This window comes from Photorhabdus sp. RW14-46, assembly GCF_963887965.1.
Lineage (GTDB): Bacteria > Pseudomonadota > Gammaproteobacteria > Enterobacterales > Enterobacteriaceae > Photorhabdus > Photorhabdus laumondii.
On sequence record NZ_CAWPHH010000015.1, the window covers coordinates 62,887 to 77,477 of the forward strand.

Genomic DNA, 14,591 nt, shown 5'->3' on the forward strand with positions numbered 1-14,591 from the left:
TACTCAGGAATGACACAATTTCTTCATATTTCACCACGGGGTAATTCATTTATGAGATTGACATCTAAAGGGCGTTATGCAGTAACTGCCATGCTTGATGTGGCGTTACACTCACAAGAAGGTCCGGTACCATTGGCCGACATTTCTGAACGTCAGGGTATTTCCCTCTCCTATCTTGAACAGTTATTTTCTCGCCTGCGCAAAAATGGTCTGGTTTCAAGTGTCCGTGGTCCGGGTGGTGGTTACTTATTGGGCAAAGATGCCAGTGAAATTGTTGTTGCCGAAGTGATTTTCGCAGTTGATGAATCAGTAGATGCTACCCGTTGTCAGGGTAGAGAAGGGTGTCAGGGCGGTGATCGCTGTCTGACTCATGCTTTATGGCGCGATTTAAGTGATCGTATTACCGGTTTCCTGAGCAGTATCAGTTTAGAAGAATTGGTCAATAACCAAGAAGTATTGGATGTTGCTGGTCGCCAGGATAACGATAAACGCCGTGCACCTAACGGCAGAGCACAAGAAACAATTAATGTCAATCTGCGCCCATAAGCAGAACTTGTGATGAATTGAAGTATTAGAAGTAGGGAGCATGTGACCAATGAAATTACCAATTTATTTAGATTACTCAGCAACGACACCGGTTGATCCGCGTGTTGCTGAAAAGATGATGAACTATCTGACCAGGGACGGGATATTTGGTAATCCCGCTTCTCGTTCACATCGTTTTGGCTGGCAGGCTGAGGAAGCGGTTGATATTGCCCGTAATCAGATTGCTGATTTAGTGGGTGCGGATCCGCGAGAAATTGTTTTTACTTCTGGCGCAACGGAATCTGACAATCTTGCCATTAAAGGGGCGGCTAATTTTTACCAGAAAAAGGGCAAACACATCATCACCAGCAAAACCGAACATAAAGCGGTGCTGGATACTTGCCGTCAATTGGAACGTGAAGGGTTTGAAGTTACCTATTTGGCACCTCAAAGCAACGGGTTGATTGATTTAAACGATCTGGAAGCTGCGGTGCGTGATGACACCATTCTGATTTCTATCATGCATGTTAACAATGAAATTGGCGTGGTACAGGATATTGCTGCTATCGGTGAAATGTGCCGTAGTCGCGGTATCGTTTTCCATGTTGATGCTACTCAGAGCGTAGGCAAGCTGCTAATTGACTTAACCAAATTGAAAGTCGATCTGATGTCTTTCTCCGCCCATAAAATTTACGGGCCGATGGGGATTGGCGCACTGTACGTTCGCCGTAAACCCCGCATTCGTATTGAAGCACAACAACATGGTGGCGGTCATGAACGTGGGATGCGTTCTGGTACTTTGCCTGTTCATCAGATTGTGGGTATGGGTGAAGCTTACCGTATTGCCAAGCAGGAAATGGAGAGTGAATCTCAGCGTCTGCGTGGTCTGCGGTTGCGTCTGTGGCAGGGGATCAAAGATATTGAAGAGGTCTTCCTTAACGGGGATTTAGAGCACGGTGCGCCGCATATTCTGAATGTCAGCTTCAACTATGTTGAAGGTGAATCACTGATGATGTCATTAAAAGATCTGGCGGTTTCTTCGGGTTCTGCATGTACTTCTGCCAGCTTGGAGCCTTCCTACGTATTGCGTGCGTTGGGAATGAATGACGAACTGGCTCACAGCTCTATCCGTTTCTCTTTAGGGCGCTTTACGACAGAAGAAGAGATCGACTACGCCATTGAATTGATTCACAAATCTATTGGCCGCTTGCGTGAACTTTCTCCACTGTGGGAAATGTTTAGACAAGGTGTGGATCTAAATAGTATCGAATGGTCTCATCATTAATCAGACGGTTTCAGGAGTAATAACATGGCTTACAGCGAAAAAGTAATTGATCACTATGAAAATCCACGTAACGTCGGTTCTTTCGATAGTGAAGATCCAATGGTTGGCAGCGGCATGGTCGGTGCCCCTGCGTGTGGTGATGTGATGAAACTGCAAATCAAAGTCAATAATGAAGGCATTATTGAAGATGCGCGTTTCAAAACTTACGGTTGCGGTTCTGCGATTGCTTCCAGCTCTTTAGTTACTGAATGGATGAAGGGCAAATCTCTGGAGCAGGCAGAAGCGATTAAAAATACTGAAATTGCCGATGAATTAGAATTGCCGCCAGTGAAAATCCACTGTTCTATTCTGGCAGAAGATGCGATTAAAGCAGCGATTGCGGATTACAAAAGTAAACGCCAGGGCAGATAATTGCCCTTGATAATAACAAAATAGAAAAAAATTTGGTGGATACGGGTTGTTACATACCATCCGGTATCCGCCTTTGCTGGTTTTAATAAGTGAGGTTGTTGTATGTCAATTTCCCTTACAGAAAGTGCCGCACAACGCGTTTCGTCATTCCTGAGTCACCGTGGAAAAGGTGTTGGTTTGCGTCTGGGCGTCAGAACATCAGGCTGCTCAGGTATGGCCTATCTGCTTGAATTTGCCGATATGATTAACGAAGATGACACTGTATTTGAAGATAAGGGTGTCAAAGTTATCGTAGATGGCAAGAGCATGGTCTATCTCGATGGTACGGAATTGGATTTTGTTAAAGAGGGCCTTAACGAAGGCTTTAAATTCAACAACCCAAATGTTTCCAGCGAATGTGGTTGTGGAGAGAGTTTTAACGTTTAATTCCGTTTTTCGGCCAAATCCAGAGTAAGTTTAGATTATGGACTATTTCACTTTATTTGGGCTGCCGGCTCGTTATGCTGTTGATCGAGAACAACTGGCAAGCTGTTATCAAGAATTGCAGCGTCAGTTTCATCCGGATCGTTTTGCGAGTCAGCCAGAGCGTGAAAAAACGCTGGCATTGCAGCAGGCAGTGACTATCAATGACGGTTATCAAACGCTTAAACATCCACTGAAACGCGCTGAATATATGCTCTCTCTGCATGGTTTTGATTTAGCCAATGAACAGCACGCCATGAATGACAATGCTTTCCTGATGGAACAGCTTATGTTGCGGGAAGAATTGGAATGTATTGCGGACAAAGCTAATCCAGAAGTGGCATTGGCTGATTTCGCTGCGTGCCTGAATGGGATGATTAAAACCCGTAGTCAGCTAATGGTGCAGCAATTGGATGAACAGCAGTGGGAACAAGCAGCCGATACGGTGCGTAAATTACGTTTTTTGGATAAATTGCAACAGCAGGTTGAGCAACTAGAAGAACGTTTACTGGACGACTTTTAAGGAAGGCGTATATGGCTTTATTACAAATTAGCGAGCCGGGTTTATCCGCTGCACCACATCAACGTCGTTTAGCTGTCGGTATTGATTTAGGCACGACACATTCATTAGTTGCCACTGTTCGCAGTGGGCAAGCGGAAGCATTGATGGATAGTGAAGAGCGTTACCTGCTTCCTTCGGTTGTTCGCTACCATGAAAAGGGTCCTGAAATTGGTTGGCTGGCCCGTCAACAGGCTGCGTATGATCCTGCGAATACCATCAGTTCAGTAAAACGTATGATGGGACGCTCTCTGGCTGACATTCAGCAACGTTATCCAAATCTTCCTTATCAATTTCAAGCGAGTGAAAACGGGTTACCGTTAATTAACACCGCAACGGGTTTGGTCGATCCCATTCAGGTTTCCTCGGATATTCTTAAATCGCTGGTGCAGCGTGCAGAAGAAACACTGGATGGTAAGCTTGATGGTGTTGTGATCACTGTTCCGGCCTACTTTGATGATGCACAGCGTCAGGGAACAAAAGATGCGGCGCGTTTAGCCGGGTTACATGTTTTGCGCTTACTTAATGAACCGACTGCGGCTGCGATTGCTTATGGACTGGATTCTGGTCAGGAAGGTGTGATCGCCGTTTATGATTTAGGTGGCGGAACATTTGACGTTTCTATTCTCCGGCTAAGCCGCGGTGTCTTTGAGGTGTTGGCAACGGGTGGTGATACAGCCCTTGGCGGTGATGATTTCGATTTAATACTGGCTGACTGGATCCGTGAACAAGCGGGGATTGGCAGTCGAGATGACCATAGTTTGCAACGCCAGCTACTGGATATGGCTACTCAGGTAAAAATCGCCTTGAGTGATGCTGATATTGCAGAGATAAACATTGCTGGCTGGCAAGGTAAAATCACCCGTTGCGAATTTGAAGCCCTGATAACCCCGTTGATAAAACGGACTTTACTGGCAAGTCGCCGGGCATTGAAAGATGCAGAAGTCTCTGCGGATGAGGTTCTACAGGTGGTTATGGTGGGTGGTTCGACCCGTGTGCCGTTGGTTCGTCATAGGGTTGGCGAATTTTTTGGCCGCGAACCGCTGACTTCCATTGATCCAGATAAAGTGGTGGCTGTGGGTGCTTCGATTCAGGCGGATATTCTGGTGGGTAACAAGCCAGATAGCGACATGCTGCTGTTGGATGTGATTCCGCTTTCACTTGGGCTGGAAACGATGGGGGGCTTGGTTGAAAAAATTATCCCGCGTAACACGACCATTCCGGTTGCCAAAGCGCAGGAATTCACCACCTTCAAAGACGGCCAGAGTGCAATGAGTATTCATGTGGTGCAAGGGGAAAGAGAATTGGTAAGTGATTGCCGTTCGCTGGCCCGTTTTACCCTACGTGGTATTCCGCCATTACCGGCTGGTGGGGCCCATATCCGGGTCACTTTCCAGGTAGATGCTGATGGCTTGTTGAATGTCAGTGCGCTGGAGAAATCCACTGGTGTCGAAGCTTCTATTCAGGTGAAGCCTTCCTATGGCTTATCTGATGAAGAAATTGCTCGTATGATAAAAGATTCTATGGCAAATGCTCAGGAAGATATCAATGCACGCCAACTGGCAGAACAAAAAGTTGAAGCGGCGCGGGTACTGGAAAGTGTCACCAGCGCATTAGAAAAAGATGCCGATCTACTGAATGAACAAGAACAGGCGGCAATTGATGCTGCCGTAGAAACACTTATAACAAGCGTTCAGGGCAATGATCCTGAAATTATTGAAAACGCGATTAAACAACTGGATAAGCAAACGCAGGAATTCGCTGCACGTCGGATGGATTCATCTATTCGTCGAGCGTTGGCGGGCCATTCTGTGGACGAGATTTAATTATGCCGAAAATTGTATTTTTACCTCATAACGATCTTTGCCCTGATGGTGCAGTTCTGGAAGCCAAAGAGGGGGAATCCATTCTGAATGTTGCATTGCGTAATGGGATTGAAATTGAGCATGCTTGTGAAAAATCCTGTGCTTGCACAACTTGCCATTGCATCGTTCGTGAAGGTTTCGATTCACTGGAAGAGAGTTCTGAACTGGAAGATGACATGCTGGATAAAGCCTGGGGGCTGGAACCAGAAAGTCGTCTGAGTTGTCAGGCTAAAGTTTCTGACGAAGATTTGGTGGTAGAAATTCCAAAATACACCATTAACCATGCCCGTGAGCACTGATTGGCAGGAGAAAAATAAATGAGCCTGAAATGGTCTAACAGCCGCGAAATCGGTGAAGCGCTATATGACAAATTTCCAGAGGTAGATCCAAAAACCGTTCGCTTTACTGATATGCATCAGTGGATTTGCGAGCTGGACGATTTTGATGATGTAGCTGAGAAATCCAATGAAAAGATTTTAGAATCGATTCTGCTCGTTTGGTTGGATGAGTTTGAATAACAAATAGCATTAATTTGTTATTTATCTGTCATCGTTTTAAGTTAGGCTGCTCTTCAATGAAAAACTGGCTTTGGCCGGTTTTTTTGTAGGGTGAATATCTGGCAGGCGAAGAATTATGTGGGTAATACCCAATGGATTTCAAGATGGATCGCGACGGCAAGGGAACGAATCCCCGGGAGCATAGGTAACTATGTGACCGGGGTGAGTGAGTGCAGCCAACAAAGAGGCAACTTGAAAGATAACGGGTATAGAAGCTTGAATAAGCTCCTCACTGCCATCAAGCGGTAATAATAAGAGGTGAGAAAAGAATGACTAAACAAATCATGCCAATAACACTGTCTTATGAACCAGCAGCAGCTTGCTGGGGTGAAAAAGCGCTGATTAGTTCCAGTGAGCAAGGGGTGATAGTTCACCTGGTTGGTAAAGGTAAATTAGTGGCAGTGCAACGTGCCGGGCGTAAAATTGACGGGCAGGGAATTCGTCATGTGGCTCTGGTGGGCGAAGGTTGGGATTTAGAGAAAAGTTGGGCTTTCTGGCAAGGCTTCCGTGCGCCGAAAGGTAATCGTTCTATTGAATGGCCTCAATTGCCAGCGGCTGAAAAACAGGAATTGGAAAGCAGAATTAAAATTATTGACTGGGTACGTGACACCATCAACATGTCAGCGGAAGAGCTTGGGCCGGAACAATTGGCGAAGCGTGCGATTGACCTGATGTGTGGTATGGCTTGTGAATCAGTAAGTTATCGCATTATTAAAGGCGAAGATTTACGTGAGCAGGGTTATACGGGTATTCACACCGTTGGCCGTGGTTCTTCGCGTGATCCTATTTTGTTGGCGTTGGATTACAACCCAACTGGCAACCCGCAAGCGCCGGTGTTTGCCTGTCTGGTAGGTAAAGGCGTCACATTTGATACTGGCGGCTACAGCCTGAAACAATCTTCCTTTATGGATTCCATGAAATCGGATATGGGGGGAGCCGCAACTCTGACAGGTGCATTGGCGCTGGCAATCAGTCGTGGCTTGAAACAGCGAGTTAAACTGTTCCTCTGCATAGCGGATAACATGGTCAGTGGTAACGCCTTTAAACTGGGTGATGTTATTCATTACCGTAATGGCAAATCTGTTGAAGTGATGAATACGGATGCGGAAGGTCGTCTGGTGCTGGCTGATGGTTTAATTGATGCCAGCAAAGAGAAAGCGAAATTAATCATTGATGCGGCAACCTTGACTGGTGCAGCGAAAACGGCTGTGGGTAATGACTACCACTCTGTACTCAGCTTTGATGACAAACTGGCGGCTGATCTGTTGACGGCGGCTGCATCCGAGAATGAACTGTTCTGGCGTTTACCATTAGCTGAATTCCATCGTAGCCAACTGCCCTCGAATTTTGCTGATTTGAACAACGTTGCTGCGTCACCGCATACTGCGGGTGCCAGTACCGCGGCGGCTTTCCTGTCTCACTTTGTGGAAGAATACCAAAAAGGTTGGATTCACATTGATTGCTCGGCAACTTATCGTAAATCTGCGGTAGAACATTGGTCCGCTGGGGCAACGGGTTATGGAGTTCGTTCAATTGCTAATTTATTGTTGGCGAAGGCGAAATAAATTTATTTTATCTAAAAAACTGATTGGAGATTTTTATGGGTTCATTAAGTGAATTAATTTCGGTTGAAATTGATGTTCCAAGTAGTAGTAAGCTAACGCTTAGCCAACCGGAAGAATATCCTTCACCGCTCATTGAAGCTTTAGTCAGTTTATTTAGCCAACGTAAACCTGTTCGCCGTGCTTTTATCATTCAGGTTCATGATAAAAATGTGGATGAAAACCCCAATTTATTAATTGGACTGGAAATCAATGGCACCGCAGACGAAATTGAGCAACTGATCCATGAAGCGGGCACTATTGCTTGTGAATACACATCGGAAGAAGAGCCGATTGACTTCTGTTTAGTTGATGAAAAAGAGAGTGGCATCAGCCATTATTTGATTCAGCATACGCAGCCATTTTACCAGCGTAAATTAGGCAGTTGGTTACGTGAAAGCATTCCGGTTATGAATAAGTGATTATTTAGCGGGTGATAATATATACCCGTCATCTTGAAAGATAACGGGTATAGCAGCTTTATCTGTATCTGGTAGTCAAGCTCAATAACTTTTACCAGGTTTTTAACTTGAAAAGCCGACCAGATTCTCCTTCGTCATGCAGTTGAAGAACAATTTCTGTACTGTCAAACACTGGCAGCTCTTTAGGAGATCTAGTAGGAAGATCTGAATCTATTAGTGTGATAACAGACTGAATACCTAATTCAACGTAATCGCGTAAAATAGCCAATAAATTCTCTTTCTTTCTATTATCCAAAGACTCGAATACTCCATCATGAAAGGCAAAATGAGGAAATTTCTCACCTTTATGAACTCTTAGTACAGCTAAATCAAAAGCGATACATAGCAGCTTTCTATAAGTATGTCCTAAATCTGCACTCGTTGCGTTGCCTGATTCATCAAGAATTTCCGCTTTAAATTGCAAGTGTCCCTCTCGATTTGGAGATACACTGAGCAATGCTTTACGGCTAATGACAGTATCAACAATTTCACTAAAATAGAGCCGAATTTGAGAGAAAATGCTAGCTTGATCGGAGTTCTGAGACTCAACATTATTCTCAATTTTGGATTGTAAATGACTACACTCTTCGGAAAGCGATCGAATTTCAGTTCTAAGCTCTTGCAACTTGTGTAGATGTGCCTTTTGTCTCTCTAGAGTTTCAATATCCGCACGTAAGGAAACGAGTTCTCTTGAGAGAATTTTATATTTGGAAAAAACCTCTGTGTCACTTAAGAATGACAAACTTTTCGAACGACGTGTTCCTAGTTCGTTTAGCCTAGTGTTTATGCTTCTCAATTTGGCTTCAATTTCTGACTTTTCTTCGGTCAGATATCCAAATCGTTCTTCAGTTATCGCTTTATTAAATCCTAACAGTTGTTCGAAGTCCTTTTTTATCTGACCGCTAAAAAGCACGCCTGCCTCATTGAAAAGCTTTTCAGCTTCTTCAGTATTGAATAAAACTTTATCCTCCTCTAAGGATTTTAGGATTTTCTTTCTATTCTGATTTAACGAATATCTTTCCTGATTAAGACTTGCGATCTCTTCATCTATCTCTTCAACAAGTACTTTTGTTTTCTCTTTGTCTTGTTGTCGAAAATCAAACGCATCAAGAAGTTCCTGTTTCTTCTCCGCATCTTTCTTCTTTAATAGCAAAATACCTTCAACTTTACTGATGTCTTCGAGTGACCCCCCCAACTCTTTCTTTACCGCTTTTTCAGTTGTCTGTTTCTCTTCCAGAGCTTTTTCTTTTTTATAGTGTTCTTTTATAAGCTCTGCATTAAATCCGAGTATATGAGAGAGATAGGGCTTCCATGATGCATCTTTGGAACGAAACTTTCTCAATTGGAAAACATCGCTATAATCATCCTGAGATCGAATAAGGTATCCAAGACTATTGCGATAACTCCAGGGTTTTATCACGCTAAGATCAAGTAAACTATCTAGCAGCTCTTTGGCTTTATCAAAAGAGACATCTTCATGATCCCATTGATCTGTAGGCAAAAGAGAGTAATCTTGATTTTTTTCTTGATGTTTCTTGAAGCATATCTTCGAGGGTTGGGCAACATCCCTACGGATAGTCAAGAAACTTGAATCTTTTAGTTCGATCTCAAGAAAAAAGACAAACTGATTAAATATGTCAGGGTGTTTAAATAGGAAAAAGTCTGTATTTCGCCTAGATAATAGTGCGAAGTCTATCACACGACCCAATGTGCTTTTCCCTAGATTATGTGTGTCTTTTTCTTTGTTTTCTGGGAGCCGAATTTCACCATATATAACATTAAGCCCTTCGTGAAAAGCAATGGGCTCAAAAAGAGATGGCTTGTTTGAATAAATCTTAGATAGTTTCATTGTTATTAGCTACATATTCAATGGCATCAGTTTTAGGACGATATTCAATGATACCCATAATAAATAAAAAGTTTAGAGCTGGGAGAAACAATACATCACCACCGGAAACTGCTTTCTTTGTATAGCTCAGCAGGTCGCTATAATTCTCAATTCTCAATTCTCAATCCTTTAAGACGTGAAATAATAATCAAAGCAACATTGATTACTGTTCTGTCTGGATGGGAATGTTTAGTTGGTCGCAGCATATTCTTCTTCACTACCGATGTCGCAATTCCAATACATGTAAAAAAGCATTATTTTAGTAAGTCGTCTATGCTTTTTTAGAACAGGATCCCTTCCCAAAAGAAGATCGAAAAGGTAATTCATTACGCTATCAAAGTTTTGATATTCCTTTCTTTTTGCAATTATTTTAAGTTGAAACTCTTCAACTACATTTTCATAGAGCTGCATAATTTCTGCATTTTCCGGTGCAGCCAGAAAAGCTTTAATTTGAGCTGTCTCTTTCAGATATCTCCTTCTTAATATTTCAGCATATTCGTTGCTCATGTTGTTAATTTGGTTTTTCTGACTATAGGGTATTCTGGGGGTTGGTGGATCGTCTTTCGTAGATAAACCTTTTTTTTGCTGAGCCGCTAAAGCGTATACAACATCAGAAAGATCGTCGGGGCTTACGATTAAAGGGGAGTCCACCGGATCAAGAGCAGCTCTCCCAGCAACCTTCGGAAAAGATTTAAGCCATGTTTCCAATAATTCTATACCACAAAGGCAAATAGAGGATTCGGGTATATCGCACTCTTTTGCTAAATAGGATCTTATCTCACTTTCTGCATTACCTGCCAGCCGCCTGTTAGAAAACAACATGTAGTGATCTAATTGTTTCGCATTTCGTAGCTTTTTAATCCTGACAATTTCTTTACTTAAAACACTTGAGTTGCCATCAGGGTTGTAGAAATCAGACTCCGAAAAGAGCTTGTTGTACCCGTTAGTATGTTTTGCTTGGATAATGGTGGTGCCACTCCAAGGTGCAGATATGCTGGGATAAAGAGCGCTGGTACCTATAAACTTGGCATCTCTGCCGCCATCGGGGCCTTTCGAGAAGCCTTGTACGGCAATCCCATGTAGTTCTTGGCATAAAAAAACGATCAGTTGCTCAAATTGGTCGTCACCCAAATCTTCATAAGCATACTTCATTTATCTATAAATTCCCCTGTTGGTTTAATAGGGATAATTTCAAGCCGCATTCCAATCGCATTTAATGATGAACACGGAGTTCTTATGGTCGGATTCCTGTTGCTGAGAGTGCTTTGTAGAGAGATTCTCTAGATAAACCAGTCTCTTTGGCAATAAAGGAGAATCCACCATGCGCCTTGGCAACTTGTCTTGCAGTTTCCAGTAACAAACGAACATCTTGAGTTTTCCTGCTCTCATTCAATTCTGGGTTAAGGTGTCCAATAGCACTCTTGTTTTTTACAGATTTACCCAATTTTCCTACCCCCCTTTTAACTTGTTATCAGAAGTTAGTGTACTGTAGCTTAAAAGATATAAACTATAAATAGTAATCTTAGCTAAAAAACTGGGATAGTCTATTCATCAATAGGCTATCCTTTAACTATAATGAATAAACTAAAAATCAGAAAGTTATAATTATAATCCAATTTTATTTTATATATAATAGGATAATATTAAATCGGAGGTTTAAATTAATAAATTAAAAACCAAGAAAATAATAGTAAAATTCAATGCTAAAGATAATAACGAAACAAATAAATTCAAATCCTGACAACCTGTAAATAACTCGGCTCCTACATTATATATTAACCTCTTATCTTTTAAATAAATAAAATAGTTTTCAATTGACATTTATATTTTTTACAATAAATATAATTTTATTTTTTCAGGAATAAACTTACAGAATAGATAAAGTGTTCGTTATCTGTTAATACGAATTTTCATTATTTTTTAGATTGTTTTAATAGTCACTTAATAAAATTATTAATAAATGATTTTATAAAAATTTTTAAATTAACTATATGAATAGTTAAATAGATAATAATTTTATAAGAAAACATTGATAAAAATTAGCAATATTTTTTTGCCTTAAATAGCTATGTTATACAAAACAATTGTTTATTTGTTTTATGCTATTTTTATCACGTTTATATTAAAAAAATATGTTAATTATTTTTTACGTAATTAACTTTAGTGTTACTTTTATGGACAGGGATTTTAAATTGCGTGGCCGGGATAGCCCATTGTTTCTAGGTTTTATTGACAGGTGTTTAATTAAATAGACAGGTTTTATACCCAATGGATTTCAAGATGGATCGCGACGGCAAGGGCGCGAATCCCCGGGAGCATAGAGAACGATGTGATCGGAGTGAGTGCAGCCAACAAAGAGGCAACTTGAAAGATAACGGGTATATATCTAAGCTTTGAACTTATGGAGAAATATATGTCTTTAAAGAGGAAAATTTCATATTTGGAAAAAGTTAGTGGTTCAGCAAAGGCAAATGAGGTATTGACCTGGCTACAGGCTTATATTCCAGGTAAAGATCCTAATATTGTCGTTGGGCATGAGCCCAGTAAAGATGCGGCGAAAGAGTTAATCCGAAGTGATTACCGTTGGGGGCATCAGAGTAATGACAAATCTGAAACTTTCCAATTAACGTATAATTTCCTGGAGAATGAACCGGATAATATGCCGTGGATTATTTCTGGATTTTCAGCATTTAATGAAGAACAAGAAGCTGCTGCAAAGCTGTCAATTCAATCTTGGGCTGATGTCGCGAATATTAAATTCACCGAAACCTATGATGTCAAGGAAGCGAATATCACTTTTGGTTTCTTTGATTTTAGTTTAACAGGTGATTATGCGTTTGCCGAGATGCCGAATCCAGGTTTGAAACAAGTCGGAACTTGGTATAACGCGGAAAGCGGTACTTTCTTAAAAAATGATATTGGAGTGAATGGCTATGGTCGCCATACATTTACTCATGAGATCGGCCATACATTAGGGTTGGATCATCCGGCTGATTATGATGCGTCTGATAAGGTAGTACCGACTTACAAGAATAAGGCGACTTATTTTGAAGATAGCGGTGCTTATACCATCATGGGTTATTTCAGTGAAAAAAATACCGGGCAGGACTTTAAAGGTATTGATTCTTCTGCGCCATTACTTAACGATATTTCTGCTATTCAGGCGTTGTATGGTGCAAATAATACTACTCGTACCGATGACACGGTATATGGTTTTAATTCCAACACTGATCGCGATTTCTTTACGGCAAAAGATGCAAAGAGCAAACTCGTGTTCACTGCTTGGGATGCGGGTGGTAATGATACCTTTGATTTCTCTGGTTTTACTCAGGATCAACGCATTAACTTGAATGAAGCTTCTTTCTCGGATGTGGGTGGTTTGAAAGGAAACATCTCTATCGCCCGTGGTGTCACGATTGAAAATGCGATTGGCGGCAGTGGTAATGACATTCTGATCGGGAATGATGCCAATAATACTCTGAAGGGTGGTACAGGTGATGACATCATTTACGGTGGATTGGGAGCTGATCATCTTTGGGGTGGGGAAGGCAAAGATACCTTTGTCTACTTGAATGCCGAAGAATCATCGTTTCTTGAGCGTGATTGGATTCATGACTTTGTTTCCGGTGAAGACAAGATTGATTTGTCATTGTTCGATCTGGGTGCAGCAGGAAAAGGCACTATTAAGTTTGTCGAGGAATTCACTGGTGCTATTGGGGAAGCTGTGATCAGCTATAACAGCGTTAACAAGGTAAATGATTTCATTATTAATATGGGGGGAGAATTATCCCAAAATGGTTTTGGGGTGAAAATCGTTGGGGAAGCGCTGGCAGAGGCTGATTTTATCCTTTCATAACACAACTACACAACCGCATCTGACTGGATGCGGTTATTCGTTTAGTCACTTTGAGCGCTTGGGCGTGCAATTTTGCTCTCTTCTGTATTCTGTCTTCTGTCTTCTGTTTTCTGTCCATGTGGTTGGAGTTCCTAATCTATTATTTTTCTATTATATAATAAGTCAAATACATTTGAATAAGTAATTAATAGTGTGATTTTTCTATTTTATAACAATAAACAAATCATCTATTTTTAATTTAAAATTATTTACTGATGATATTAAATGTAATTAATGCATACATTGCTCGTATTATTTCATTATGACAAAACAATATATGTGGAAGTTAGTTTTAGTTTGAAATTGTTTCATGCCGGTGTTAAATGTAATTAACGTTTACATTAGTTGTATAATTTGATTATTATAAAATAATATGTAATCAGACTAGTTGATAATTTTTATGTGTATAAATATACATTAATCAATATAACCAAGTGATAAATAATGTCTTTTTATGGTGGAATCTGTTTCCTATTGGAATGCGGATAGGTCCATTTTTCAGAGAATTATCAAAGTAAATTCGGTGTTAATTGGGGAGCAGGAGGTTTAGTTTGTCTCGATAATTATTTAATTTTTCGTGAAATAATTAACATATGATATTAATTCAAAATGGACATAATACAGCAGGGATTTAATACTCATGCCAGTAAATATATTCAATATACCCAATGGATTTCAAGATGGATCGCGACGGCAAGGGAGCGAATCCCCGGGAGCATAGATAACGATGTGACCGGGGTGAGTGAGTGCAGCCAACAAAGAGGCAACTTGAAAGATAACGGGTATAAATCCATTTTTATTTAGTTATGGAATTCAGCGTCAGCCAATAAAAAATTGCACAAAATCAAAGGCGCTTATTAAAAAAATAGGAAAAGAATGGAATATCTTTTGCCGGTTCACTTGGTGAATCGTTTATTCCGTTATCAGGAAAATAATTGTCGAAGAATTGCTAATTACGAGGCTATTAACCGGGCTATTACCTCCAGCGTCCAAGAGAATGTGCTGTCTGAGGATTTTAATTGATGCCTGATGTGTGCCCGTTTTTATTTCTTGGGGGGAAGGAATAAGGGCAAAACATTTGT

The 14,591-nt window shown here is 41.1% G+C and carries 17 protein-coding genes and 1 pseudogene; 14 read left to right on the forward strand and 4 right to left on the reverse strand.

What is annotated here, in order from left to right; translation table 11 throughout:
• The first annotated feature begins 51 nt into the window (after positions 1-51).
• The 11 genes and pseudogenes from iscR to AACQ38_RS13770 form a co-directional block, all read left to right on the forward strand.
• Positions 52-546, forward strand: coding sequence for a Fe-S cluster assembly transcriptional regulator IscR (iscR, locus tag AACQ38_RS13720; protein WP_011147479.1), 495 nt, complete (start codon positions 52-54; stop codon positions 544-546).
• A gap of 49 nt (positions 547-595) precedes the next feature.
• The gene (locus AACQ38_RS13725; protein WP_058589113.1) at positions 596-1,810 is read left to right on the forward strand and encodes an IscS subfamily cysteine desulfurase; all 1,215 of its coding nucleotides are present in this window, start codon (positions 596-598) and stop codon (positions 1,808-1,810) included.
• 24 nt (positions 1,811-1,834) lie between these two features.
• Entirely contained in the window at positions 1,835-2,221 is a 387-nt protein-coding gene (iscU, locus tag AACQ38_RS13730; protein WP_011147477.1) for a Fe-S cluster assembly scaffold IscU, read from the forward strand.
• A 102-nt stretch (positions 2,222-2,323) separates the two neighbouring features.
• A complete protein-coding gene (gene iscA / locus AACQ38_RS13735; RefSeq protein WP_011147476.1) occupies positions 2,324-2,647 on the forward strand; it encodes an iron-sulfur cluster assembly protein IscA in 324 nt (107 codons plus the stop codon).
• Between the two features lie 37 nt (positions 2,648-2,684).
• Positions 2,685-3,206, forward strand: coding sequence for a co-chaperone HscB (hscB, locus tag AACQ38_RS13740; protein ID WP_165578364.1), 522 nt, complete (start codon positions 2,685-2,687; stop codon positions 3,204-3,206).
• Positions 3,207-3,217: 11 nt separating this feature from the next.
• Entirely contained in the window at positions 3,218-5,068 is a 1,851-nt protein-coding gene (gene hscA / locus AACQ38_RS13745; RefSeq protein WP_165578365.1) for a Fe-S protein assembly chaperone HscA, read from the forward strand.
• Positions 5,069-5,070: 2 nt separating this feature from the next.
• Positions 5,071-5,406, forward strand: coding sequence for an ISC system 2Fe-2S type ferredoxin (fdx, locus tag AACQ38_RS13750; protein WP_011147473.1), 336 nt, complete (start codon positions 5,071-5,073; stop codon positions 5,404-5,406).
• Positions 5,407-5,424: 18 nt separating this feature from the next.
• The gene (iscX, locus tag AACQ38_RS13755; RefSeq protein WP_011147472.1) at positions 5,425-5,625 is read left to right on the forward strand and encodes a Fe-S cluster assembly protein IscX; all 201 of its coding nucleotides are present in this window, start codon (positions 5,425-5,427) and stop codon (positions 5,623-5,625) included.
• Between the two features lie 117 nt (positions 5,626-5,742).
• Positions 5,743-5,913: a hypothetical protein gene (locus AACQ38_RS13760; RefSeq protein WP_207631863.1), complete on the forward strand. Its 171-nt coding sequence runs from the start codon at positions 5,743-5,745 to the stop codon at positions 5,911-5,913.
• Positions 5,914-5,933: 20 nt separating this feature from the next.
• Positions 5,934-7,229: an aminopeptidase PepB gene (gene pepB / locus AACQ38_RS13765; RefSeq protein WP_165578367.1), complete on the forward strand. Its 1,296-nt coding sequence runs from the start codon at positions 5,934-5,936 to the stop codon at positions 7,227-7,229.
• Positions 7,230-7,294: 65 nt separating this feature from the next.
• A pseudogene (locus AACQ38_RS13770) lies at positions 7,295-7,687 on the forward strand (enhanced serine sensitivity protein SseB C-terminal domain-containing protein); the annotation flags it as partial.
• 91 nt (positions 7,688-7,778) lie between these two features.
• Here the strand turns inward: AACQ38_RS13770 and AACQ38_RS13775 are convergent.
• The 4 genes from AACQ38_RS13775 to AACQ38_RS13790 all read right to left on the reverse strand — a co-directional run bounded on the left by AACQ38_RS13775 (position 7,779) and on the right by AACQ38_RS13790 (position 11,058).
• Positions 7,779-9,575: a DUF2326 domain-containing protein gene (locus AACQ38_RS13775; protein ID WP_165578369.1), complete on the reverse strand. Its 1,797-nt coding sequence runs from the start codon at positions 9,573-9,575 to the stop codon at positions 7,779-7,781.
• Positions 9,562-9,732 (reverse strand): ABC-three component system middle component 8, encoded by a 171-nt coding sequence (locus AACQ38_RS13780; protein WP_339367050.1) that lies wholly within the window; start codon positions 9,730-9,732, stop codon positions 9,562-9,564. The genes AACQ38_RS13775 and AACQ38_RS13780 overlap by 14 nt, the downstream gene beginning before the upstream one ends.
• A gap of 71 nt (positions 9,733-9,803) precedes the next feature.
• On the reverse strand, positions 9,804-10,766 hold the full coding sequence (locus AACQ38_RS13785) for an ABC-three component system protein (RefSeq protein ID WP_165578370.1): 963 nt from the start codon (positions 10,764-10,766) through the stop codon (positions 9,804-9,806).
• A gap of 82 nt (positions 10,767-10,848) precedes the next feature.
• On the reverse strand, positions 10,849-11,058 hold the full coding sequence (locus tag AACQ38_RS13790; RefSeq protein ID WP_011147465.1) for a helix-turn-helix domain-containing transcriptional regulator: 210 nt from the start codon (positions 11,056-11,058) through the stop codon (positions 10,849-10,851).
• A 969-nt stretch (positions 11,059-12,027) separates the two neighbouring features.
• Here AACQ38_RS13790 and prtA point away from each other — a divergent pair.
• The 3 genes from prtA (at position 12,028) to AACQ38_RS13805 (ending at position 14,532) form a co-directional block, all read left to right on the forward strand.
• A complete protein-coding gene (gene prtA / locus AACQ38_RS13795; protein ID WP_165578371.1) occupies positions 12,028-13,470 on the forward strand; it encodes a serralysin in 1,443 nt (480 codons plus the stop codon).
• A gap of 648 nt (positions 13,471-14,118) precedes the next feature.
• Positions 14,119-14,313: a hypothetical protein gene (locus tag AACQ38_RS13800; RefSeq protein WP_165578372.1), complete on the forward strand. Its 195-nt coding sequence runs from the start codon at positions 14,119-14,121 to the stop codon at positions 14,311-14,313.
• A gap of 72 nt (positions 14,314-14,385) precedes the next feature.
• Positions 14,386-14,532 (forward strand): hypothetical protein, encoded by a 147-nt coding sequence (locus AACQ38_RS13805; RefSeq protein ID WP_011147464.1) that lies wholly within the window; start codon positions 14,386-14,388, stop codon positions 14,530-14,532.
• Positions 14,533-14,591: the final 59 nt, after the last annotated feature.

What these genes read in the sequence shown, in the direction of transcription:
- iscR (WP_011147479.1), top strand. Translation starts at nt 52, where the DNA reads ATGAGATTGACATCTAAAGGGCGTTATGCAGTAACTGCCATGCTTGAT.
- AACQ38_RS13725 (WP_058589113.1), top strand. Translation starts at nt 596, where the DNA reads ATGAAATTACCAATTTATTTAGATTACTCAGCAACGACACCGGTTGAT.
- iscU (WP_011147477.1), top strand. Translation starts at nt 1,835, where the DNA reads ATGGCTTACAGCGAAAAAGTAATTGATCACTATGAAAATCCACGTAAC.
- iscA (WP_011147476.1), top strand. Translation starts at nt 2,324, where the DNA reads ATGTCAATTTCCCTTACAGAAAGTGCCGCACAACGCGTTTCGTCATTC.
- hscB (WP_165578364.1), top strand. Translation starts at nt 2,685, where the DNA reads ATGGACTATTTCACTTTATTTGGGCTGCCGGCTCGTTATGCTGTTGAT.
- hscA (WP_165578365.1), top strand. Translation starts at nt 3,218, where the DNA reads ATGGCTTTATTACAAATTAGCGAGCCGGGTTTATCCGCTGCACCACAT.
- fdx (WP_011147473.1), top strand. Translation starts at nt 5,071, where the DNA reads ATGCCGAAAATTGTATTTTTACCTCATAACGATCTTTGCCCTGATGGT.
- iscX (WP_011147472.1), top strand. Translation starts at nt 5,425, where the DNA reads ATGAGCCTGAAATGGTCTAACAGCCGCGAAATCGGTGAAGCGCTATAT.
- pepB (WP_165578367.1), top strand. Translation starts at nt 5,934, where the DNA reads ATGACTAAACAAATCATGCCAATAACACTGTCTTATGAACCAGCAGCA.
- AACQ38_RS13775 (WP_165578369.1), bottom strand. Translation starts at nt 9,575, where the DNA reads ATGAAACTATCTAAGATTTATTCAAACAAGCCATCTCTTTTTGAGCCC.
- AACQ38_RS13785 (WP_165578370.1), bottom strand. Translation starts at nt 10,766, where the DNA reads ATGAAGTATGCTTATGAAGATTTGGGTGACGACCAATTTGAGCAACTG.
- prtA (WP_165578371.1), top strand. Translation starts at nt 12,028, where the DNA reads ATGTCTTTAAAGAGGAAAATTTCATATTTGGAAAAAGTTAGTGGTTCA.
- AACQ38_RS13800 (WP_165578372.1), top strand. Translation starts at nt 14,119, where the DNA reads ATGGACATAATACAGCAGGGATTTAATACTCATGCCAGTAAATATATT.
- AACQ38_RS13805 (WP_011147464.1), top strand. Translation starts at nt 14,386, where the DNA reads ATGGAATATCTTTTGCCGGTTCACTTGGTGAATCGTTTATTCCGTTAT.